Below are 21,083 nucleotides of genomic sequence, written 5' to 3' on the forward strand. Positions count from 1 at the left end.
CATCGCACGGGCCGGCCTTCGACGACAGAAGGGGGCGCAATTTGGATCGTGACCGTCATCGGGATGGAGCATCGGGCAGGCTGAACACGCGAGCGTTCTATGCTGCGGTGCTGCTGGCTGCGCTGACACCTGCGCTTGGCGGCTGCGCCATCTCCCGCGCCGAGCCGCCTGCGATGGCCAGCGTTCAACCGATCCCTGAGCGGTGGGTGCTCGCGCCGCCGGGCGAGGCCACGGTTGCGCTCGACCGCTATTGGGCGATGCTCGATGATCCGCTGATCGCTCAGTTTGTGGAACGCGCGCAGGCCGAGAACCTCGATCTTGCGCAGGCCGCTGCACGGCTCAGGGCTGCGCGCGCCGGGCTGCGGCAGGCCGAGGCGGGCTTCCTCCCCTCAGTCACGGCGAGCGGCGGCGCGCAGCGCGATGTCGGTGATCTGGCGCGCGACGGCGTGCAGCTTTCGCTCGGCGCCGATGTGCAGTGGGAAGCCGATCTGTTCGGCCGCATCGACGCGACGCGCGATGCCGCGCGCAGCGACTTGCAAGCGGCGGGCTATTCGCTCGGCGATCTCGAACGGGTGATCACCGCGCAGGTGGCGAGCCAGACGGTCTCGGCCCGAGCGCTGGCCGAACAGCTTGCCATCGCGCGCGAGGCGCTGGCGGTGCAGGACGACAATCTCCAGATCGCGCGCTGGCGCAATCAGGCGGGGCTGGTGGCGAGCTTCGATGTCGAGCAGGCGCGCACCCAGCGCGCGCAGACCGCCGCCTCGATCCCGCAGCTCGAAAGCAATCTCGTCGCGGTCGCCAATGCGATCTCTACCCTGATCGGCGAGCCGCCGGGCCGGGTCTATGCCGCGCTGACCGAGAACCCCCTCGCCGTTCCCGTGCCGCCTGCGCGCGTCACCATCGCCGCGCCCGCCGATACGCTGCGCCGCCGCCCGGATGTGAGCGCGGCCGAGGCGCGGCTTGCCGCCGATCTCGCCCGCGTCGGTGTCGCACGCGCGCAGCTGCTGCCCTTCGCGCGGCTGACCGGCACGATCGGCACCGGCGGCACGAATGTGGGCGATCTGTTCGACATCGTCACCGGCAATGTCTTTGCCAGTCTCTCGCAGCTGATTTTCGACGGTGGCCGCGCCCGCGGGCAGATCGACGCCGCGCGCGCCAATGCCGACGGCTCGCTCGCCTTCTGGCGGCAGAGCATTCTCACCGCGCTTCAGGAGGTCGAAAGCGCCGCGGTCGATCTCGACGCCAGCGACACCCGCGTTGCCGCGCTGATCGAGGCGAGTGACGGCGCGCAGAACGCCGCGATCCTGGCGCGCAGCCAGTATCAGGCGGGGCTGATCGACTTCCAGACGCTACTCGTCGCCGAAAGCCAGCTGCTCAACACACGCACCGCGCTGGTGAGCGCGCAAGGTTCACGCGCGCAGGCTTTCATCGCGCTCGCCCGGGCCATGGGCGGCGGCTGGTCCGTGCCCGAGGGCGCAGCCATCAATTCATCCGCAGGGGAGCCCGGCACTTGATCGACATGAGCAAACCGGACGAGGCACCGGAAATGGACGAATTCCTCGGCACCAAGCCGCGCCCGCGCTGGCGGCGGTGGATGAAATACTGGCTGCCCGCGCTGATCCTGATCGTGCTGGTGCTGCTCATTTCGCGCTGCACCGCCGATCCGCCGGGGCCCGATTACATCACCGAACCCGTGACTCAGGCCTCGCTCGCGCTGTCGGTGACGGCGACGGGCAACCTGCGCCCGACCAATCAGGTCGAAGTGGGCGCAGAAGTGACCGGGCCGCTCGATTCCGTGCTGGTCGACGTGAACGACCGCGTGACCAAGGGACAGGTGATCGCGGTCATCAACACCGAGATCATCGACCAGCAGATCGCCCAGTCGCGCGCCAACGTGAATGCGGCGCGGGCCGCGCTGGGTCAGGCGAAGGCGACCTTCGATATCGACACGGTGCAGCTGAAACGGCTCGAGGAAGTGCGGCGGCTGTCCGGCGGGCGGGTGCCCTCGCAGATCGAGCTGGAACAGGCCGAAGCCGCCGTGCAGCGCGACCGCGCGTCGCTCGCCTCGGCGCGCGCCAATATCGAGGCCGCCGAAGCCTCGCTCAAGGCCAATCTCACCACCCGCAGCCGTGCGGTGATCCGCGCGCCTGTCACCGGCGTGGTGCTGGCCCGCCGGGTCGAGCCGGGGCAGACCGTGGTCGCTAGCTTCAACACCGTCACCCTGTTCGTGATCGCCGAGGACCTGTCGGAAATGCAGCTGCGCGTCGCGATCGACGAGGCGGATGTCGGGCAGGTCAAGCCGGGGCAGGATGCGACCTTCACCGTCGATGCCTATCCCGGCCGCCGCTTCCCGGCGACGCTGCAACGGGTCGATCTGGCTTCCAAAGGCACGGTCGAAGGATCTGCGACCGGCGCGGCGGCAGCGGGCAGTTCGGTGGTCAGCTACGAAGCGCGGCTCGATGTCCGCAACCCTGAGGGCCTGCTGCGCCCCGGCATGACCGCGACCGCGACCATCGAGACGCAGAACACCGGCACCGCGTTGCTGGTGCCCAACGCGGCCCTTCGCTTCCGCCCGGACGAAAAGGCCGAGGAAGGCGGCGGGGTGTTCAATCCGCAGATCGGACTGGAAGACGGCAAGCAGCAGGCCACCATCGGCGAAGGCAGCCGTCAGCAGGTGCAGGTGTTGCAGGCGGACGGCACGCTGAAGGTGATCGAAGTCACCACCGGCCGCAGCGACGGACGGCTCACTGTGGTGCGATCGAAGGAGTTGAAGCCCGGCATGAAGGTCGTCACCGGGGTCAAGGCGCCTAGCCAGTGAAAGGGGGCGCAATGACGGGCGGGCCGCTGATCCAGCTGGAAGGAATCACCAAGACCTTCGGCACCGGGGCGGCGGCGTTTCAGGCGCTGAAGGGCGTCGATCTCACCATCTCGCGCGGCGAGTTCGTGGCGGTGATGGGGCCATCGGGATCGGGCAAGTCGACGACGATGAACATCCTCGGCTGCCTCGACGTGCCGACCGGCGGCGTGTTCCGGTTCCGCGGGGTGGAGGTGCAGAAGCTCGACCGCGATCAAAGGAGCCTGCTCAGGCGGCGCTATCTCGGCTTCGTGTTTCAGGGCTTCAACCTGCTGGCGCGCACCACCGCGCTGGAGAATGTCGAATTGCCGCTGGTCTATCGCGGTGAGGCCAAGGCGGCGCGGCGCAAGGCGGCGATGCGGGCGCTGGATCAGGTGGGGCTGGGGCCCTGGGCCGATCACACCCCCGCCGAACTTTCGGGCGGCCAGCAGCAGCGCGTCGCCATCGCCCGCGCGCTGGTGACAGAGCCCGACGTGCTGCTCGCCGACGAGCCCACCGGCAACCTCGATTCCGAACGTTCGGTCGAGATCATGCTCTTGTTGCGGCAGCTCAACGCGGAAGGGATCACGATCCTGATGGTCACGCACGAGGAAGACATGGCGGCCTATGCCGGCACCATCGTGCGCTTCCGCGACGGGCTGGTCGAGCGGATCGAGCGCGGCACGCTTGCCACCGCGGAAAGCCTCGCCTGATGCTCGGCACGACGATCCTCCTCGCGCTGCGCGAAATCCGGCGGCACATCCTGCGCTCGATCCTGACGACGCTCGGCATCATCATCGGTGTCGCCGCCGTGGTGACGATGGTGACGCTGGGCAACGGCGTGACCGCTTCGGTGCAGGAGGAAATCTCCTCGCTCGGCGCGAGCAATTTCATCGTTTTCCCGGTGCGCACCACGCGCGGCACGATCCGCCCCTTCGACGAGGACGATGTGCGCGCGGTCGAACAGCAGATCGCCGGGGTCAAGCTGGCGGCGGGCAGTGTCGGGGCGAGCACCACCGCCTTCAACAACGGGCAGGACTGGGACACGCGGGTGCAGGGCGTCAACAATGCCTTCTTCGAGGCCCAGTCGATCGACATCGAGGATGGCCGCGCCTTCTCCACCGACGAAGAGGCGGGGGGCAAGAATGTCTGCCTGCTCGGCACTAAGGTGCGCGAGGCGATTTTCCTCCCCACCGTCAGCCCGGTCGGATCGCAGATGCGGCTGGGCGATGTGTCGTGTCAGGTGATCGGTCTGGTCGAGGAACGCGGTCAGGGCGGCGGCGGGTCGGATGATGACGATACGGTCTATATGCCATTGAAGACCGTGCAGCGCCGCTTCCGCGGCAACGACAATCTCGATTACTTCGTGGTCAAGTATGACGCGGCCTATGCCGCCCCGGTGATTCAGGATTCGCTTGTCGGCCTGCTGCGCGAACGGAGGCTGTTGCAGGGCGAGGAGCCGAATGATTTCAACGTGATCGACACCGCGCAGGTCAATCAGGCGCTGGGCGCGGCGACCGGGGCGCTGACCGCGATGGTGGCGGTTATCGCTTCGATCAGCCTGCTGGTGGGCGGGATCGGGATCATGAACATCATGCTGGTCAGTGTCACCGAGCGCACCCGCGAAATCGGCATCCGCCTCGCCATCGGTGCCCTCGCGCGCGAGGTGCGGCTGCAATTCCTGACCGAGGCCGTAGTGCTCTGCGCGCTGGGAGGTCTGGCGGGGATCGCACTCGCCTTCGTCGCCTCGTTCGGGCTGGCCTCGGCGATCGACGTGCCCTTCGTGTTCGATCCGGTAATCAACATCGTCAGCTTCATGTTCGCGGCGAGCATGGGGATCGTTTTCGGATACTATCCGGCGAGCCGCGCCTCGAAACTCGACCCGATCGACGCGCTGCGGCACGAATAATCGGGGTGGGGCCCGGGCGTCAGCCCGTTACGCCCGTAGCGGCTGGCACCTGTCCGATACCGCTCATCGAGCGCCACAGCAGCCCGATCGCCACCGTCAGCAGCGCAAGCGAAACGAGGTAGGGCGCGCCGGGGAAGAACAGCCCCTTGTCGTCGGCGAAATGGCCGAAGATCTGCGTCATCATCACCGGGCCGATGATCGAGGTGAGGCTGATCGTGCTCGCGATCGCGCCCTGCAATTCGCCCTGCGCGTCCTCGCTCACGCGCATCGTCATGAGGCTCTGCATCGCGGGGAAGGTCATGCCGGTCAGCGCGCCCACCATGATCGCGGCGATCACCATCGGCGTGCCGGTGGCAAAGGCCAAAAGCAGATAGGAGGGGATGCCGAATAGCAGGCTGTAGCGCGCGGTGTTCGCCGCGCCGAAGCGGGCGATGCTCTTGCCCGTCAGCACAGCCTGCGCCGTGCCGATCAGCACGCCGTAAAGCGATACCGTCAGCCCGCTGATCGTGGGCGTCCAGCCGAATTCGAGCTCACCCCAATAGGCCCAGATCGACATCTGCGCCTGCGCTGCCATCTGCATGAAGAAGGCGACCACGAGGCACGAGAGCACGAAAGGCGTGCGCGCCATCTGGATCAGTGCGCCCAGCGGGTTGGCGCGGGCCGGGTCGAAGGCGCGGCGGCGCTCGGGCGGTAGGGTCTCGCGCAGGAACACGAGGCCCCCGACAACGCCGAGCGCTGCAAGGCTCGCCGCGATCACAAAGGGCGCGCGCGTGCCCACCTCGCCCGCGATCCCGCCCAGCGCCGGGCCGAGCACGAAGCCCGCCGCGCCCGCGCCGCCCAGCATCCCGAAGGCCCCGCCGCGCTTTTCCGCCGGGATGCAATCGGCGATGCAGGAATTGGCCGCGGCCCAGCTTGCCCCCATGATCCCTGACAGCATCCGCCCCGCCACCAGCCATGCCAGCGTCGGCGCCCAGGCCATGACCGCATAGTCGAGCGCGAGCAGGAACAGCGTCGTCAGCAGCACCGGCCGCCGCCCGAACCGGTCGCTCAGCCCGCCGATGAAAGGCGCGCACAGGAACTGCATTCCGGCATAGGCAAAGGTGAGCAATCCGCCGATCTCGGCGGAGCGATCAAGGCTGGTCTGCGCGATCTCGCCGATCAGCCGCGGCATGACGGGCAGGATCAGCCCGATGCCCAGCATGTCAACGAAGACGATGAACGCAACCGCCGCCAGAATATGCGAGCTTTTCCCCCTCATATTCAGAAGATTGCACCGTCTTTCGCGGATGTCACGCGGGGAGTGGCGCTGGCGCTTCGTCGAAGGTTGAAACACCGCCTGCGCGATGGATTCTCGCTATGCAAACCGGCTCACGCCGCGGCGCGCAGTTGCGCGTCCTTATGTCGGGATGAAGGATCACAGAGACGGTGACGTTCGGGCGCGGGTTAAGGCGACAATCGAAGGCGCAGGCTAAACCCTGCACCATAGCGTAATCACGGATCTGATCCGCGCCCGCCTGCCCATCCTCGAGGTGGCGCAGCTACCGGGCACCTTGTACGCGAAGATACCGAGAAGGCGCTGGCGAGCATCGCCATTTGGCTGGAATTGGCCCGTGTCATTCTCTCGCGAAATCTAACTCCCTCGGGGCTGAAATGTATCGCCTGCCAAGCGCGCCTGACCGCCCGAAACGGCGATGGGGCTTGAGGCACAGCTGTCCGCAACCCCTCCCCGCTCGATCGGGACGGCATGCAGCACGATCTTGGCGCTCGCCATGCTATGTGCAGCGTCCGGAATGGTCACGCCGACTGTCGGGCCCGCCAGCAATAAGCGTCGCATCTGCCGCGGATACTGGCCGATCAGGCGCTCGGGCGAGCCGAGCCGCAGGGTAACCGAGGGGGACGCTGTATCTCGCCGCGAACGCTGCGCCAGTGCCGGGGACGCAATGGCGGCAACGGCGATGAAATGGCGACGATCAAATTGTGAAGTGACTCACATCCTTCAACCGGTGAGGGTTCTGAAAGGAGCGGATGCAGTGAAGTGCCCCGGCTATTCCCACGGAGGCCCGACGACGGAGAGGATGATCCGGCGGTATTTCCCGCCTTCGTCGGTCACCTGCATGTTGCTGGGGCTGAACTGCACGCCGTCGAACGACATGATACTGAACGCACTATCGAGTTTGACGTTGCTGCCTTCGTCGACCGGGTGCAGGCCGCGGGCTTCGGCCCAGCGCATGGCATCGGCCATGAATACGTCCTTTTCCGCCATCGTGCGCGCCTGCAACTGGAACATTTTGGGCGTCGTGTTGGTGTTGGTGGACACGATGGTGATGTGTGCATCCGCCGGCAATGGGAAATCCGCAGGCAGCCAATCGGGGCGCGGCAGATTGACCGACCCAAGCGCGTCACCAGACTTGCTGGCTGTGACGGGACTGCCCGATGCGCCCGCATCGGCGGATGCGCTGCCGCTGTCGCAGCCCGCCAGCAACAAGGCAGGCGCAAGCAGGATCATCAGTCCACGGGCGGATGTGGCATCTTGAATTGCAAAGGCCATGCGAATCTCCTCGATTGGCAACGCGAGCCGAACGGGCTCCGCTGCTCACTTCCGGAGACGCAAACCGGGCTGAAAACCCGCCATTTTCATTGCGGCCCTGTCCCACGCCGCTTTCAGAGACGTGTGGCGGCCTTGGCGCAGGGGGCGAGGTATTCGGCCGGCACCGGGCTTTGCGCGGCCCGCATCGTGGCGAGCGCATCGCGCACCAGCGGCCCGCCTTCAGCGTGCCGCCCCTGTCCGATCAGCGCCATCCCAAGGCGGCACCGGGCCGTTTCGATCGCAAAGTGGCCTTTGGGCAAGGTCGCCGAGAGGTGGGCCAGCGCACCCTTGGCGTCGGCCGCGGCGTCCTGCCAGCGCGACTGCGCCAATCGCATCTGCGCGCGGGTGAGCGAGGGAAACGCCCGGCGCGGGTTTTGTGCCGGAAGCAGGTCCGCAAAAGTCCGCTGCGCGAGCGCGAGCGGCGCCTCGGCATCGCGATAACGCCCCTGCTTGACCAGCAAGGCGGCGAGGTTCTGGGCGACTTCCGCACGGCTCAGGGCGTTTTCGGGATTGTCCGGAATGGCCGACAGCAGCCTGGCAAGTTCCGCGCTAGCCCCGGCGCGGTCGCCCGAGGCCTCCAGCGCAATCGCGAGATTGTTACGATGTGCGCGGGTCGATGCATGATCGCGCCCCAGCGCCTTCTCGCTGAGCGCCAGCGCCTGCCGGTGCCAGTCGACCGCCTTGGCCGGGTTGCCGGCGAGCGTTTCCATCCGGCCAAGGTCGGACAGTGGCAGTGCCAGCCGCGGATGACCGGGGCCGAACCGCTTGCGCGTCAGATCAAGACCGGCAACGAGTTCGCGGCGGGCCTCTTCAACCTGGCCCAAGTTCGACAGCGCGCGGCCAAGACCGGAACGGGCTTCGATCTCGCCCGCGACATTGCGCTGCGCCACGGCGGCTTCAAGCGCACGCCGGAACAGCGGTAGCTGCACCTGCCACTCGCCCTCGTGGGTCCATGCCGCCGATAACAGCAGATCCAGCAGCAGCGGATCATCAGGGGCTGCGGTTTTGGCATCGGCCAAGCTGCGGGCGACCAAATCGGCACCGGCCTTCGCTTGGCCGGAGTTGGCGAGCATATGGCCAAGGTAGGCGCGCGCCGCCGCATGATCGAGCCCGCCGGGCCGGCTTTTTCGTGCAACGCCGGCCGCCAGCCGTTCGGCTTCCCGCGCCAGTTTCAGCGCGCCGGGCAGATCGCCTGCGCGTTCGTGCCCGCGTGCCGCCCAGCCTGTAAGTTCAGCGAGCATCGCCGGATCGTCGCCAAGCCGCGCACGGGCATCGGCGAGGGCGCTGTCGAGCATTGCCATGCTGGCTTCGGGCTTGATGCCAAGGCTATCTGCCTCAAGCAGATCGGCCCGACGAAACAGGGTCAGCAGCGCGTCCTTGCCACGCTTTTCCCGGTCGGCTGCGGCCACCGCCAGACTGCGCTGCCGGTCGATTGCGGCGGCAGAAAGCGACGCGGTGATCCCCCAGCCTGCGGCCCCCGTCACGACCATGAGGGCCAGCGCCGCGACCAGTTTGTGATGACGCGCCATACGCAGGAGCGCGGGGATCGGGGCATCCGGACGCACCATTGGTGCCCGGTCCGCGATCACGGCGCGCAGATCATTCGCCAAGGCTCCTGCCGTGGCATATCTCGCCGCGGGATCGGGCGCAGTGGCGGCAGCGATCACTGCCGAAAGCTCGGGTGCAAGGCCTCGCCCGCCGTGGGCCAAAAGGGACAGGTCCTTCAGCACCATGCCGAGCTGGAACACATCGCTCGCCACGGTGAGCTGTGCGGCCTGTTGCTGTTCGGGCGAGGCGCTGCGCGGCGTGAAACCATCTCCCGGACGGCCAATGCCGTTCTCGTCGAGGGCCTGCGCGATACCGAAATCGAGCAGCCGCACGGTGCCGTCGCCCTGCACGATGATGTGATCAGGTTTGATGTCGCCGTGCAGCACCAGCCGTCCGTGGGCCGCCTGCACTGCCTCGGCGGCCTGCACCATCAGTGCAAGCCGGTCGGACAGCGGCAGCCGGCACTCCTCGCAATAGCGGTCGATAGGAACGCCTTGGGCCAGTTCCATCACCAGCCACGGCGCGCCGCTGGCGGTTTCGCCGCCATCGATGATCCGGACGATACCAGGATGATCGAGATTGGCGAGCAACCGACGTTCCCGCGCGAAAAGGGCACGCGCATGACCTCCCAGCAGGCCGCTGCGCAGGATCTTCATCGCGGCTTGCTGTTCATAACGGCCATCGGCACGCGCGACGCGGTAGACCTCGGCCAGACCGCCAGATCCGATATGCTGCTCGACCAGCCACGGGCCATAGCGGCTGCCTATGCGCGGATCGGGCGTGATATCGCCGGTTTCCGGCACCAGTTGATCGAGAATGTCGAGCCGCTGGCCGCCAAGGCGCGCAAACAGGTCGGCGCTGCTGCGCTCCCGCGTCGCCAACACGGTCAGCCGCTCGGCCAGTTCGGGCTGCTCGCGCGCAATGTCCGCAAGCCAGGCCTCGCGTTCGTTCTCGGCGATGTCCAGCATCCGGTCGAACGCCCGGTCAAGCTGCTGCGCAGTGACATTCTTGCCGGGTTTCAGGATCGGGATCATGGCGGAAAGACCGTTCCTCCGCGACGCGCATAGAGGCCGCGACTTGCATTTTCAGGGACATCGTCAGGCCCGCGGCGAGCCACAGGACAATAACGCGTTTGCGCGGCGATGTCCGCCAGAAGTTCGGCCCGAGCGGTCAACTGGCCGCGAAGTGGTCGGCCAGATAGGCTTTGGCGCGCGTCCACTGGCGTTCGACTGTTCGCACCGAACGGCCCAGCGCCTGTGCCGTTTCATCCACCGTCAGTCCGGCAAAGAAGCGGCATTCGACCACCGCTTCCAGATCGGGTGCAAGCACCGAGAGGGCTTCAAGCGCGTCTTCCACCTCGAGCACGGCAACGTCGGGCTGGCTGGGAATCCTGAGGTGATCTTCCAGCTGGATGTGCACAGCCCCTGAACCGCGCTTGTCGGCTAGCTTGCGCCGTGCATGATCGACGATGATCTGGCGCATCGCGCGCGCTGCGGTGGCGAGATAGTGATCCCGGTCGGCAAAGCCCTGCGTGCTGGCGGTGGACAGTTTCAGCCAGGCTTCGTGCACGATCAGCGTCGTGTTCAGCGAGGGCGCAGGCCCGCGGCGTGCCAGCTGCCGCGATGCGATCCGCCGCAGCGTATCGTAGGTTTCGGCCAGCAACTCCCGATCGAGTTCAAGATCGCGCGGTCTGGCTTCCGCCCGATCGTGTTCGCTGTCCATCCGAAACCCCCATCCTTGCCCGCCCATCTTTATGGAGGCGCGAAGGATTGGCAATGCTTGGCAGTTTCGGACCGATCACTTTCCTGTTGTGGGCTCGATTCTTGCCACGATCACGATGCGCGTGAGGTCTTCCGCCGCATCGAGAATCTGGCCGACGAAGATCTGGCCGGACAGCGCCATGCCGTCGTTGAAATAGACCGTCGCGGTATCGCCCCTTTCGCCGGCGGCCAGGCCATAGCCGCTCTGTTGCAGCAGACACCGGTAGAGGGTGGACACGTCCTTCGCCTTGCCGGGGACGACCATCGAAGCGATCACGACATCGGAATCGGGCGCATCGGGTGCCCCGCGACCGATGCCTTCGGGGACGGCCTCGCGGGGGATGGTCATTTTCCGGTCTGCGAGCGTGATCTCGGCAAATTCCTGCGGCTCGCAGTCGATCCGTTCGACCGGCACAGTTTCGCGGCTGTCGGGAATCTCGGCGCTGGCTGCCATGCCGGACAGCAAGGCGGTCAGGCCGAGCGCGAGCCCGACGTGGCGGAAGGAGAGGACGGCGCTGCGGCGCGCGGCCCCGCTTGATCTGCGCGCCGCCTTCACAGCGCAGCCCCCACGGTGATCGACACGCCCGTCTGCCAGCGGCCACCATAGGCAGGCGTGACCGCCGACACCTCCAGCCCCAGATCGAGCGCCCCCAGCGGAAGCGCGTAGCCTGCGATCATCGTGCCGCGCAGCTTGTGCCGCTCAAGACCGGACGGCATGGCGAAACGCTCCATTCCCGGAATCTCTGACGCCCCGGAGACGACCACCGGATCGCTTTCCAGATCGGTCTCGCCGCCCAGCTCGAACCACAGCGTGCCCTGGCCGAGCGGTTGCGCCGCGCCGAAGGTCGCCTGAGCAATGGTGCGATCGATCGACAGCGCATCGTAGCTGGCAGGGTAATCGCCGCCGGTTTCGGCATAGGCGCGGCGTTTGGTGGTTGCGCGGGCGACGGCGATCCGGGCCGTCAGCGGCGTTTCGCCGAACGCTTCGAACCCCAGCCGGGCTTCCGCGCCATAGGCTTTGCCGGTCTGGCGCGCCGTGCCAGTCAGCGGTTGGACATTCTCGAAGCCCGCGCCGCGGGTCAGCTCCAGCCGGTTGGTCGAACGGGCAAACCAGAGCCTGCCGCCGATCCCGGACTCCCAGCGCGATGCTGCGCCGAGATCCGCCGAGACCGACCAGGCGCGCTGCGTGCGCTCCGATTGCCGGTCGCCGCGCACGCCGGAGTCCGCCTCGCCCCAAGCTGCGCCAAGCGCCAGACCCTCGAACAGGCGTACCGCGCCGTGCAGGCTGATCGCACCGGCGGAACGGCGTCCGATGCCGGTGCCTTGATCGGCGGCAGTCCGCAGGCCAAAGCCCCGTGCCGTCAGACAGAACCCGGCCTCGCCCGGGGTGCAGGTGCGCGCGCCGATCTGGCGGGTCAGCAGTTGCTGTTGCTCCGCCACGATCTCCGCCTCGTCCGCCTGCCGCGCGAAGGACGCAATCAGATTGCTGAAATCCTGCATCTGCGTGCGATAGATGAACGGGCGCCGCTCGAAGACGGCGTTTTCGGCCCAGCCGACGATCGTGGTGCCATCGGTGCTGACGTCGGTCGCGTAGGATGAGTGGCCTCCCAGCGTGCCGAGGTTTTCGATCACCCCGTCCTCCCAGCGGAAGGCGACACCGTTGAAGTTGCCTTCGAGCGTCACGGGAGCTCTGGCGACACCGACGATCACGCGCCCGTCGCCACTGACCGCGCGGGGAATGGTATAGGCGCCGCGCGCGTTATCCGTGGGCAGGTAACCGATTTCCTGCATCACCCCGTCGCGCCAGACAAAGCCCTGTGCCGGCGTATCAACGGCGGGATTGGTGTGCTCGCTGCGGCCGATGATCGTCGAACCATCGGCGCTGATCGCCTCGACGAAGGTCTGCGCACCGCCGAGCGTGCCGAGATCGGTCATTATCCCGTCGCGCCAGACAAAGCCGCGATTGGGAAGCGGCAGATTGAAGGAATAGAGTCGCCCGGCAATCACGCTGCCATCGGCGCTGACCAGAAATGCTTCGGAAAGGTCATGGTTTCCGACGGACCCGAGGTCTTCGACACTTGTCCCCACCCACCGGACAGCGGAGACGGAGCTGTCGGTGGCAGAAAATCCGACGGTGACCCGTCCATCGGCGCTGATTGCAGAGCCGCCCGAGGACGTATCTCCCGATAGAGGATCGAGAATCTGCAAACCGTTGGCATCCAGCCGGAAGGCCCGAGCCAGAAAGCGGGCCTGCATATCCGGGATATCGAGCGAGGTGGAGCCGACCACGACATTGCCGTCCGCGCTCAAGCCGCGAGGAATGATCGCCTGATCGATATTGATGGTCGTTCCGTCTCGGAACCGGAACGGGACACCAAGGTTGCCATCGGTGCGATCCATGGCACCCAAAACGGTCGAACCATCGCCGCTCAGGAATATGGGCAGGCCCTGAACCGAGGGGCTCGTGACCAAGAAATCTTTGAGGAACCCATCCGCCGGGGTGATGTCCGTCAGAACGCCGTTGCGCCAGATTACCAGCCGCACCGATCCGCCCGGCTGCCGAATGAAGCCCATGACGGTGCTTCCATCATCGCTCACCTGAACGGCGACGCCAGTCCCAGCGCCGAATTCGCCCTCTCCCGGAGTTCCCAGATCGGTCATCTCCCCATCGGGAATGTCCTGCGCCAGTGCCGGGCAGGCCGCTGATGCTGCGAGACAAGCCATTATGATCGCGAGATTCCCGGTTTGCCTTTGCTGCATCTTCACCCCCCGAATTGCGGCTGCATATTCCCACAACGCAATTCGCCTCGGCTTTCCGCCACGTAATCGTCTTGGCGGGATTTCCGCGGAATTCGCGTTTGCCTTCGCAGAGGAGCCGGCGGGGCTGTCGGTGCAGAGGAGGCATATATGATCTGGAAGTCACCCATGCGACGCGCGCTCGCAGCCGCGGCGCTCATAGCGACCCTGACGGCGGGACCTGCCGCGACCGAGGCGTCGGCCCAAGGCCTGCTGGGTCGCATCAAGCGGGGCGTGGAAAGGGCAGTCACATCCGAGGTGGAAGACAAGGTCGAAGAAGAAGTCCGCTCCACGACCCGTTGCGCGCTTGGCGACAAACGCTGCATCCGTGCGGAGCGCAAGGCACAGGTTGCCGCAAAAGCGGCCGGGAGCGAAGCAGCCGCGCCGGGCGGGCCGTCGACCCTGATCGAACCCTATCCCGGTTCCACCCTCAATACCCGCGATTACGAGGACTACACCGAATACAACCGGATCATCGGCATGAACCGCAGTCGCAGGGCAGAGGTCCAGGTTCTTGAAGGCGCGCTGACCAAGCTGCTCTATGATAATCCCAAGGGTCGGTCGACGCTCGAACTGATCCGCAATTATCGCTCGGCGCTCGAAGCGCGCGGCTTTCAGGTCGATTACGAGATCGCGAACGCGCGCGAGTGGATCCTCAACGTGCGCGATACCAACGGGATGACGGTCTACGGCACCGACGTGCGTTATTTCACTGGACGGCTGCGGTATCAGGAAGGGACGGCCTACGTCTCGATCCTGGTCTACCGCGAGGGCAACGGCTTCGGACGAACCAACATCCATGTGCTGCAGACCAAAGAGATGGATGCCGACATGGTCGGCGTCGACCCCTCGGCGATGGCGGCTGAACTCGACCGCACTGGCGAGGTCAACCTCAAGGGCGTGTTCTTCGACACGGGCCGCTACACCCTGCGCCCTGAATCAGACGCCGAGCTGGATGTGGTTGTCGCGCTGATGGTCGCGCAGCCGCAGCTGACCATGCAGGTTGTCGGCCATACCGACAGCACCGGCAGCGTCTCGGGCAATCTTACCCTGTCCGCCCAGCGCGCCAATGCCGTCGTCGACGCCTTGATCGAGCGCGGCGTGGATGGCTCGCGCTTGAGCGCGATCGGGATGGGCAGCAACCAGCCGATCGCCAGCAACGCCACCGAAGCCGGCCGCGCGCAGAACCGGCGGGTTATGCTGGTCAGAAACTGATCTTTATCCAACGAACGAATTCATTATCAACGAAAGATAACGAGGATTTTGACGATCAGCGCCAATGGACTGGCGCAGTCTTAAGTCTTTATGGCCGTAATCACATCAATATTTTTGGAGTATTAAATGTATTATGTTGCGCTAGACTTATCCGAGTTTGCCCTTTGTTATTCAATATTGATTGCATAAGCAGTAGAAATCATCGGATGGAGAGGGGGAATTATCTGCGGGATCGGTTTCCTTTGCCGACAGCATCTTGCACGTGTGTCAGCTTGGGCAGCGGGGGGAGTCCCCCGCAAACTTTCGGAGGAACCGCCCCATTACCGGCAATTTCCAGACGGCTGCGTATTGTCATATGAAGCTCCAGAACGCGCCAAACGGACAGCTGATTGAGCCAATCGGAGGCTGAAATCGAAGAGAGAGCCCCATCCAATGCCTGACCGGATTGAGTTAAGAGCGCTCCTTGGTTCACTGTCAAATGTCCCTGAATTCAAAATTGATAGACAATTGTCTCTTTTTGTCCTAGGGGTGGCGACAGGAGAAAGCCAATGCTGACCCTTGTTGAACGCCCGAATGTCGCTGCCCCGCCAAATGGCGGCTATTCCCCGCCGCAAGTGGAGGCGATGCAGCGCGCCATTATCCAGCTGTTCGATCGCTGGGGCGTGTCTGATGCCCAGGCTGCAATCCTGATGGGCGGCATCTCCACCAAGACTTTCCGGCGCTGGAAGGGCGGCCAATATGGCAACCCTGGCCGCGATCTGGCGGACCGCATGTCGTTGCTGCTGGGTATCCACAAGGCACTGCGCATCATCTACAGCGATGCGGTACGCGGTTATCGCTGGATCAGTGCGCCCAATGATCTGTTCGATGGTCAGAGCGCGCTCGACATCATGATGCGCGGCGGGATCGAGGATATTCGCCGGATCAGGACCTATCTGGATTCGGTGCGGGGCGGCTGGTGACATTCCCCCTGGTCCAGCTCCAGTGGGAGAGGACGCACCGTTTGATCCTGTCTCAATATCCGCCAATATCGCTGTTCGAAGACATTGCAGATCCGAGGGATTGGGAGCTGCTGGCCGAGGCCGAGGCGGTGACCAATCCCCGGATTTACGAAGAGATCGGCAATCTCGCTCTCGTGCCTGTCGAACGGCGGGTGGGTGGGCCGGGGGCAAGCTGCGTCATGGCCTCGTTCACGCATGTGACGACTGATCGTCCGTCGCGCTTCTCCGATGGCACCTATGGTGCTTATTATGCCGCCGAGAGCGTGGAAACGGCCATCCACGAGCACGCCTTCCATATGGCGAGGCATTATGCTCGCACTCCAGAAGAACCCGGCTGGATCAGTCAGGTGCGCGAGCTGGTTGGAGCGATTGATCGCCAGCTCACCGACATACGTACTGGCGACAATTTCGCTCTGCTCAATCCAGACAGCTATGTTGAACCTCAGAGCTTCGCGAGAGCGGAAAGAGAGTCAGGGCGTAATGGAATTGTCTACCCGTCGGTTAGGCGCGCTGGGGGTGAATGCTTCGCAGCATTCTGGCCAGATGTGGTGAAAATCCCGGTCCAAGGGGATCACTACGCCTATCACTGGAATGGCGAGACGATCGATTACGTCAAACGCCAGTCTGGCGAAGAAGCCGTCTTCGAATTGCGGTTCTAGCGTATGAGCCAATCAGAAGCGCAGCTTGAAGAAGGCCTCGTCCAGCGGCTGACTGGGCTGGGCTATACGCGCGTCTCGTTCTCCAGCAGCAACGAGCTGATCGCCAATCTGAAGCGGCAGTTGGAAAAGCACAATCAGGTGATGCTGAGCCTGATTGAGACATTCGACAGCAACCGAAGCGGAAATTTGAGTCTCTAGCTCACACCGCGTTTTTCATGTCTTTTCATGGAAACTGGCACCATCTTTCCCAAATCATTGAAAAGATGGTGGGCGCGACAGGGATTGAACCTGTGACCCCACCCGTGTGAAGGGTGTGCTCTACCGCTGAGCTACGCGCCCGTCCCTTGGGCCATCTGGCCCGGACAGGGGCGCGCCTTTAATGGGGGTGCGCCCGCTTGGCAAGCGCTGCGGCACGATCGGGCGCGATTTTGTATGCGCAGGCCTCACGGGCCGGCGAGCCACCCCAGTAGCGCGAGCATGCCCTCGGGCTGGCGCGCAACCTGCGGCCGAGCCTTGGGCGCAGGTGCGGGTAGGGCAGGGCATTCGAGGCAGAAGGCCTGAATGCCGCGCGTTCCCAGCAATCGCTCCGCATCGCCGGCGATCCGCGCGCCCAGGTCGGCGCTGCGATTGGCGGCAAGAGCGAACAGATCGCCGCTATGCGCCGCTGCCGGGGTGCGCGATGACACCAGCTGGCGGATCAGCGAATCATAACGCTCCGCGCTCTCGCCGAGATAGACCGCGTGCCATTCGCCCTGCTTGGCCCCGGCCTTGCCCGCGACCCAGGCAAGCGCCTCTGCCATTCCGCCGAATTCGTCGACCAGCCCGAGCTGGCGCGCGGTGCCGCCGTCCCACACCCGCCCTTGCGCGATTGCATCGAGCTTGTCGGTCGGGATCTTGCGCGTTGTGCTGACCAGCGTGGTGAAGTCCTTGTAGGTGCCGCTGATCGAGGTCTGGAGCAGGCTCTCCATCGCCGGGGTGAAGCCGCCGACAAAATCGGGCTGTCCCGACAAGGGCGTGGTGCGATAGCCATCGGCGGTCACCCCGAGCCTTGCTGCGGCGGCCTCGAAGGTCGGCACCACGGCATAGACGCCGATCGATCCGGTGATCGTTTCGGGCTGCGCGAAGATTCGCTCGCCTGACATCGCCACCCAGTAGCCGCCGCTCGCCGCGACATTGGCGAAGGACACCGCGACGGGGATCTTGCGGTCGCGGAAACGCTGGATTGCGCGGCGGATTTCCTCCGAAGCGGTGACCGATCCGCCGGGCGAATCGATGCGCACCACAAGGCCCGCCAGATCATCGTCGAGCGCTTCGTCGAGCAGCCCGGCGATGCGGCTGCTGCCCGCCACGCCCGGTCCGGCATCACCGTCGACGATTTCGCCCGCGATCGTGACCACCCCGATCGTCTTGCCCGATTTGCGTGTGCCCTGATCGGCGAGATAGGCCGAAAGCTCGCTCGAGGCGAAGGCGCCGGGGGCCTTGCTCCACGGGTCCGCGCCCGCCAATTCGGCCACGCGCGCGCCGAACTGCGCCCGGTCGCCCAGCTTGTCGACCAGCCCTGCCGCGACCGCTGCCTGCGCCATGTCGCCGCCCGAGCTTTCGATCCAGGCGACCGGATCGCCCGTCACCCGCGCCAGCGCCAGCTTGGGCCGCGCCTTGGTGACATGCGCCTGCCATTCTTCCCACAGCGCGCCATAGAGCCCGCCGAGATTGGCGCGTGCCTCCTCAGACATGTCCGAGCGGGTAAAGGGTTCGACCGCCGATTTGAATTCGCCGACCCGGTACACCCGCGCATTGACGCTGAGCTTTTCGAGCAGCCCGGCATAATAAAGGCGGTTGCCACCCGGCCCGGCAATCACCGCCACGCCTTGCGGGTCAAGCCACACTTCGCTGGCATGGGCCGCCAGCAGCATGTGATCATCGGCATAGCCCATGGCATAGGTGAGCACCGGCTTCTTGGCCTTGCGCACCCGCTCCATCGCTTCGCCGATTTCGGTGAGGTGCACCTGACCGCCGCCGAGGAAGGTGGTCATATCGATCACCACCGCCTTGATCCGCGTATCGGTAGCCGCAGCATCGAGCGCGCGGACGATGTCGCGAGCGCGGTATTCGGCGACCGGGGCGCTGCCGGAGATCAGCGCGGCAATCGGATCGGCGGCGGATTTCTCTTCAACCACCACCCCGGCAAGGTCGATCAGCAACGCGCCGTCGCGCACCTGCCCGGGGTTGGGGCGGGCCGAGAGGATCGCGAACAGGCCGATGAAGAACAGCAGCATGAATAGCAGCACAAGCCCGTCCTTGATCCCCACGAGGATCTTCCAAACCTTGCCTGCGAAACTCATTCGATCATCCTTTTGCGCTGTCGCTGCCGGTCTAGGGTCTTTGCCGCGCAACTTCTATCGGAAACCTTACGGGCGGGCTTGAGCGGCAGATGCGGGCGGGCTAGGGGCCTTGGCTTGATGACAGCTGATGCCGCCTCCCCCGGATCGGGCCGCTTTCCCAGCGGACGGCTGGCGTTTCCGCACCGCGACCTCACCGGCATCGGCCAGCTCGAGCGGCACGAGATTCTCTACCTGCTCGACCAGGCCGAGCAATGGGTCGCGCTCAACCGCCAGCGCACCAAGCATTCCGATCTGCTGGCGGGCCTTACCATCATCAACGCCTTCTTCGAGAACTCCACCCGCACGCTGCTGAGCTTCGAGATCGCGGGCAAGCGGCTTGGGGCGGATGTGGTCAACATGCACGCCGCCACCTCAAGCGTGAAGAAGGGCGAGACGCTGATCGACACTGCGATCACGCTCAATGCGATGCGCGCCGATGCGATCGTGATCCGGCACGGCTCTTCGGGCGCGACCGGGCTGATCGCGGACAAGGTCGATTGCCCGGTATTGAACGCCGGCGACGGGCAGCACGAACACCCCACCCAAGGCCTGCTCGATGCCCTGACCTTGCGCCATGCGCTCGCCGAGCGGGGCGAGGGGGCGGAGGACTTTACCGGACTCACTGTCACGATCTGCGGCGATATCCTGCACAGCCGCGTGGCGCGCTCGAACATCCTGTGCCTGACCGCGCTCGGCGCGAAGGTGCGCGTCTGCGCGCCCCCGGCGCTGATGCCCGCAGGGGTCGAGGCGATGGGGGTAGAGGTGTTCCACAACTTCGACGCCGCGCTCGCCGGGGCGGAAGTGGTGATGATGCTGCGCCTGCAATCCGAACGGATGAGCGGGCAGTTCATCCCTAGCCCGCGCGAATATCGCCATCTCTACGGGCTGACGGCGAAGCGGCTGGCGCTGGCGGCTCCGCACGCGCTGGTGATGCACCCCGGCCCGATGAACCGCGGCGTGGAGATCGACAGCGAGATTGCCGATCTGGCGGATCGCTCGCTGATCACCCGGCAGGTCGAGATGGGTGTCGCGATCCGCATGGCCTGCCTCGAAATCCTGACGCGCGGCGCGCGCGGGGTGGAGGGCTGGGCATGAAGCAGGCGCGGCCGCTCACCATCACCGATGCGCAGCTGGTGACGCCTGAGGGCGTGATCGCGGGGGCCTTGCGCTGCGTGGACGGCCTGATCGCCGCGCTGGGGCCGGATGTTGCCGCCGAGGATGGCGACGAGCGCCTCTCCGCCAAGGGAAAGCTGATCGCGCCGGGTCTGGTCGATCTCGGCGTCTTCGCGGTCGACAAGCCCGCGTTTCATTTCGGCGGGATCACCCGTGCGGCGCTGATGCCGGATCAATCCCCGCCGCTCGATCTGCCGAGCCGGGTGGGCTTCATCGCCAAGAGCGGCAAGCCCGATCTGTGGGTGCATCCGCTCGCCGCCGCAACGCGCGGGCTTGAGGGGCAGGAGTTGGCTGAACTGGCGCTGATGCGCGATGCGGGTGCAAAGGCGGTCGCCACCGGGCGGCGCTGGATCGCCGACAGCGGCGTGATGCTGCGGCTGCTGCAATATGCCGCGATGCTCGATCTGGTGGTCGTCACCCACGCCGAAGACGGCGGGCTGGTGGGCGAGGCATCGGCGACAGCGGGCGAAATCGCGACAAGGCTGGGCTTGCCTGCCGCACCCGCCGAGGCCGAGGCGCTCGCCATCGCGCGTGACACCGCGCTGGCGGAGCTTGCAGGCGCGCGGCTGCATATCCGGCAGGTGACGACCGCGCGCGGCTTCGATCTGGTGCGCGAAGCCAAGGCGCGCGGTTTGCCGGTGACCTGCGGGATCACGCCTGCGCACTTCATGCTCTCCGACCTCGCCACCGCCGATTTCCGCACCTTCATGCGCCTCTCGCCCCCCCTGCGCTGCGAGGCCGACCGGCAGGCGGCGCTCGTCGCGATCGGCGATGGCACGGTGGACGTGATCGCCAGCGGTCACGATCCGCGCGGGCCGGAGGACAAGCGCCTGCCCTTCGCCGATGCCGCGCCGGGGATGGCAGGGGCCGAGACGCTGCTCGCCATGACGCTGGGGCTGGTGCGCGACGGGGTGATCGACACGCCCCGCGCCTTCGACCTTCTCGCCCGAAACCCCGCCCGTCTGCTGGGCGTTGCGGCAGGCGAACTGGCGACAGGACTGGAGGCCGACATCGCGTTGATCGACCCGGACGCGCCGTGGATCATCGACCGCCGCAAGATGGAGGCGACCGCCGACAACACCCCCTTCGACCGGCAGGGCACGCAGGGCCGGGTGCTGGGGCTGTGGAAGGGCGGGGTACGGCTCGCGCTCTGACGGGCGCGGCCGCGAATTCCCTCAATGACATAAAAACAACTCCCGGACAGCGCAGGCTGTCCGGGAG

At 65.8% G+C, this 21,083-nt stretch carries 17 protein-coding genes and 1 tRNA gene; 10 read left to right on the forward strand and 8 right to left on the reverse strand.

Annotated elements, in window-relative coordinates; all coding sequences use genetic code 11:
* Nucleotides 1–41 precede the first annotated feature (41 nt).
* From BZF59_RS12875 to BZF59_RS12890, 4 genes are read left to right on the forward strand one after another with little or no spacing between them, the layout of a single operon-like run.
* Entirely contained in the window at nucleotides 42–1,514 is a 1,473-nt protein-coding gene (locus tag BZF59_RS12875) for an efflux transporter outer membrane subunit (protein WP_245806152.1), read from the forward strand.
* 5 nt (nucleotides 1,515–1,519) lie between these two features.
* Nucleotides 1,520–2,818 (forward strand): efflux RND transporter periplasmic adaptor subunit, encoded by a 1,299-nt coding sequence (locus BZF59_RS12880; protein WP_086609204.1) that lies wholly within the window; start codon nucleotides 1,520–1,522, stop codon nucleotides 2,816–2,818.
* Nucleotides 2,819–2,829: 11 nt separating this feature from the next.
* On the forward strand, nucleotides 2,830–3,546 hold the full coding sequence (locus tag BZF59_RS12885) for an ABC transporter ATP-binding protein (protein ID WP_086608660.1): 717 nt from the start codon (nucleotides 2,830–2,832) through the stop codon (nucleotides 3,544–3,546).
* On the forward strand, nucleotides 3,546–4,742 hold the full coding sequence (locus BZF59_RS12890) for an ABC transporter permease (protein WP_086608661.1): 1,197 nt from the start codon (nucleotides 3,546–3,548) through the stop codon (nucleotides 4,740–4,742). Before BZF59_RS12885 ends, BZF59_RS12890 begins: the two co-directional genes overlap by 1 nt.
* A gap of 19 nt (nucleotides 4,743–4,761) precedes the next feature.
* On the opposite strand, the gene BZF59_RS12895 is transcribed toward BZF59_RS12890, so the two are convergent.
* The 6 genes from BZF59_RS12895 to BZF59_RS12920 form a co-directional block, all read right to left on the reverse strand.
* The gene (locus BZF59_RS12895) at nucleotides 4,762–6,000 is read right to left on the reverse strand and encodes an MFS transporter (protein ID WP_086608662.1); all 1,239 of its coding nucleotides are present in this window, start codon (nucleotides 5,998–6,000) and stop codon (nucleotides 4,762–4,764) included.
* 786 nt (nucleotides 6,001–6,786) lie between these two features.
* Nucleotides 6,787–7,248, reverse strand: a complete 462-nt coding sequence (locus BZF59_RS12900; protein ID WP_086608663.1) for a hypothetical protein — start codon at nucleotides 7,246–7,248, stop codon at nucleotides 6,787–6,789.
* A 155-nt stretch (nucleotides 7,249–7,403) separates the two neighbouring features.
* Nucleotides 7,404–9,911 (reverse strand): serine/threonine-protein kinase, encoded by a 2,508-nt coding sequence (locus BZF59_RS12905; RefSeq protein WP_086608664.1) that lies wholly within the window; start codon nucleotides 9,909–9,911, stop codon nucleotides 7,404–7,406.
* A 136-nt stretch (nucleotides 9,912–10,047) separates the two neighbouring features.
* Nucleotides 10,048–10,599: an ECF-type sigma factor gene (locus BZF59_RS12910; RefSeq protein WP_158094323.1), complete on the reverse strand. Its 552-nt coding sequence runs from the start codon at nucleotides 10,597–10,599 to the stop codon at nucleotides 10,048–10,050.
* A 75-nt stretch (nucleotides 10,600–10,674) separates the two neighbouring features.
* Nucleotides 10,675–11,193 carry a hypothetical protein gene (locus tag BZF59_RS12915; RefSeq protein WP_086608666.1) on the reverse strand — a complete coding sequence of 173 codons (519 nt, stop codon included), beginning with the start codon at nucleotides 11,191–11,193 and terminating at the stop codon, nucleotides 10,675–10,677.
* Nucleotides 11,190–13,361 (reverse strand): hypothetical protein, encoded by a 2,172-nt coding sequence (locus tag BZF59_RS12920; RefSeq protein ID WP_158094324.1) that lies wholly within the window; start codon nucleotides 13,359–13,361, stop codon nucleotides 11,190–11,192. Before BZF59_RS12920 ends, BZF59_RS12915 begins: the two co-directional genes overlap by 4 nt.
* Before the next feature lie 183 nt (nucleotides 13,362–13,544).
* Between BZF59_RS12920 and BZF59_RS12925 the strand changes: the two genes are divergently transcribed.
* The 4 genes from BZF59_RS12925 (at nucleotide 13,545) to BZF59_RS12940 (ending at nucleotide 16,506) form a co-directional block, all read left to right on the forward strand.
* The gene (locus BZF59_RS12925) at nucleotides 13,545–14,648 is read left to right on the forward strand and encodes an OmpA family protein (RefSeq protein ID WP_086608668.1); all 1,104 of its coding nucleotides are present in this window, start codon (nucleotides 13,545–13,547) and stop codon (nucleotides 14,646–14,648) included.
* A gap of 548 nt (nucleotides 14,649–15,196) precedes the next feature.
* Nucleotides 15,197–15,610, forward strand: a complete 414-nt coding sequence (locus BZF59_RS12930) for an MbcA/ParS/Xre antitoxin family protein (protein ID WP_245806153.1) — start codon at nucleotides 15,197–15,199, stop codon at nucleotides 15,608–15,610.
* A complete protein-coding gene (locus BZF59_RS12935) occupies nucleotides 15,607–16,308 on the forward strand; it encodes an RES family NAD+ phosphorylase (protein ID WP_086608669.1) in 702 nt (233 codons plus the stop codon). Before BZF59_RS12930 ends, BZF59_RS12935 begins: the two co-directional genes overlap by 4 nt.
* 3 nt (nucleotides 16,309–16,311) lie before the next feature.
* Entirely contained in the window at nucleotides 16,312–16,506 is a 195-nt protein-coding gene (locus BZF59_RS12940) for a hypothetical protein (protein ID WP_086608670.1), read from the forward strand.
* A 66-nt stretch (nucleotides 16,507–16,572) separates the two neighbouring features.
* On the opposite strand, the gene BZF59_RS12945 is transcribed toward BZF59_RS12940, so the two are convergent.
* Nucleotides 16,573–16,647 (reverse strand) — tRNA-Val (locus tag BZF59_RS12945).
* A gap of 104 nt (nucleotides 16,648–16,751) precedes the next feature.
* Nucleotides 16,752–18,650 (reverse strand): signal peptide peptidase SppA, encoded by a 1,899-nt coding sequence (sppA, locus tag BZF59_RS12950; RefSeq protein ID WP_086608671.1) that lies wholly within the window; start codon nucleotides 18,648–18,650, stop codon nucleotides 16,752–16,754.
* 117 nt (nucleotides 18,651–18,767) lie between these two features.
* Between sppA and BZF59_RS12955 the strand changes: the two genes are divergently transcribed.
* Both BZF59_RS12955 and BZF59_RS12960 read left to right on the forward strand, forming a co-directional pair.
* Nucleotides 18,768–19,784: an aspartate carbamoyltransferase catalytic subunit gene (locus tag BZF59_RS12955; protein WP_211277399.1), complete on the forward strand. Its 1,017-nt coding sequence runs from the start codon at nucleotides 18,768–18,770 to the stop codon at nucleotides 19,782–19,784.
* The gene (locus BZF59_RS12960; protein WP_086608673.1) at nucleotides 19,781–21,016 is read left to right on the forward strand and encodes a dihydroorotase; all 1,236 of its coding nucleotides are present in this window, start codon (nucleotides 19,781–19,783) and stop codon (nucleotides 21,014–21,016) included. The genes BZF59_RS12955 and BZF59_RS12960 overlap by 4 nt, the downstream gene beginning before the upstream one ends.
* The last annotated feature ends 67 nt before the right edge of the window (nucleotides 21,017–21,083 follow it).

Source organism: Erythrobacter donghaensis, assembly GCF_002155425.1.
Taxonomy (GTDB): Bacteria; Pseudomonadota; Alphaproteobacteria; order Sphingomonadales; family Sphingomonadaceae; genus Erythrobacter; species Erythrobacter donghaensis.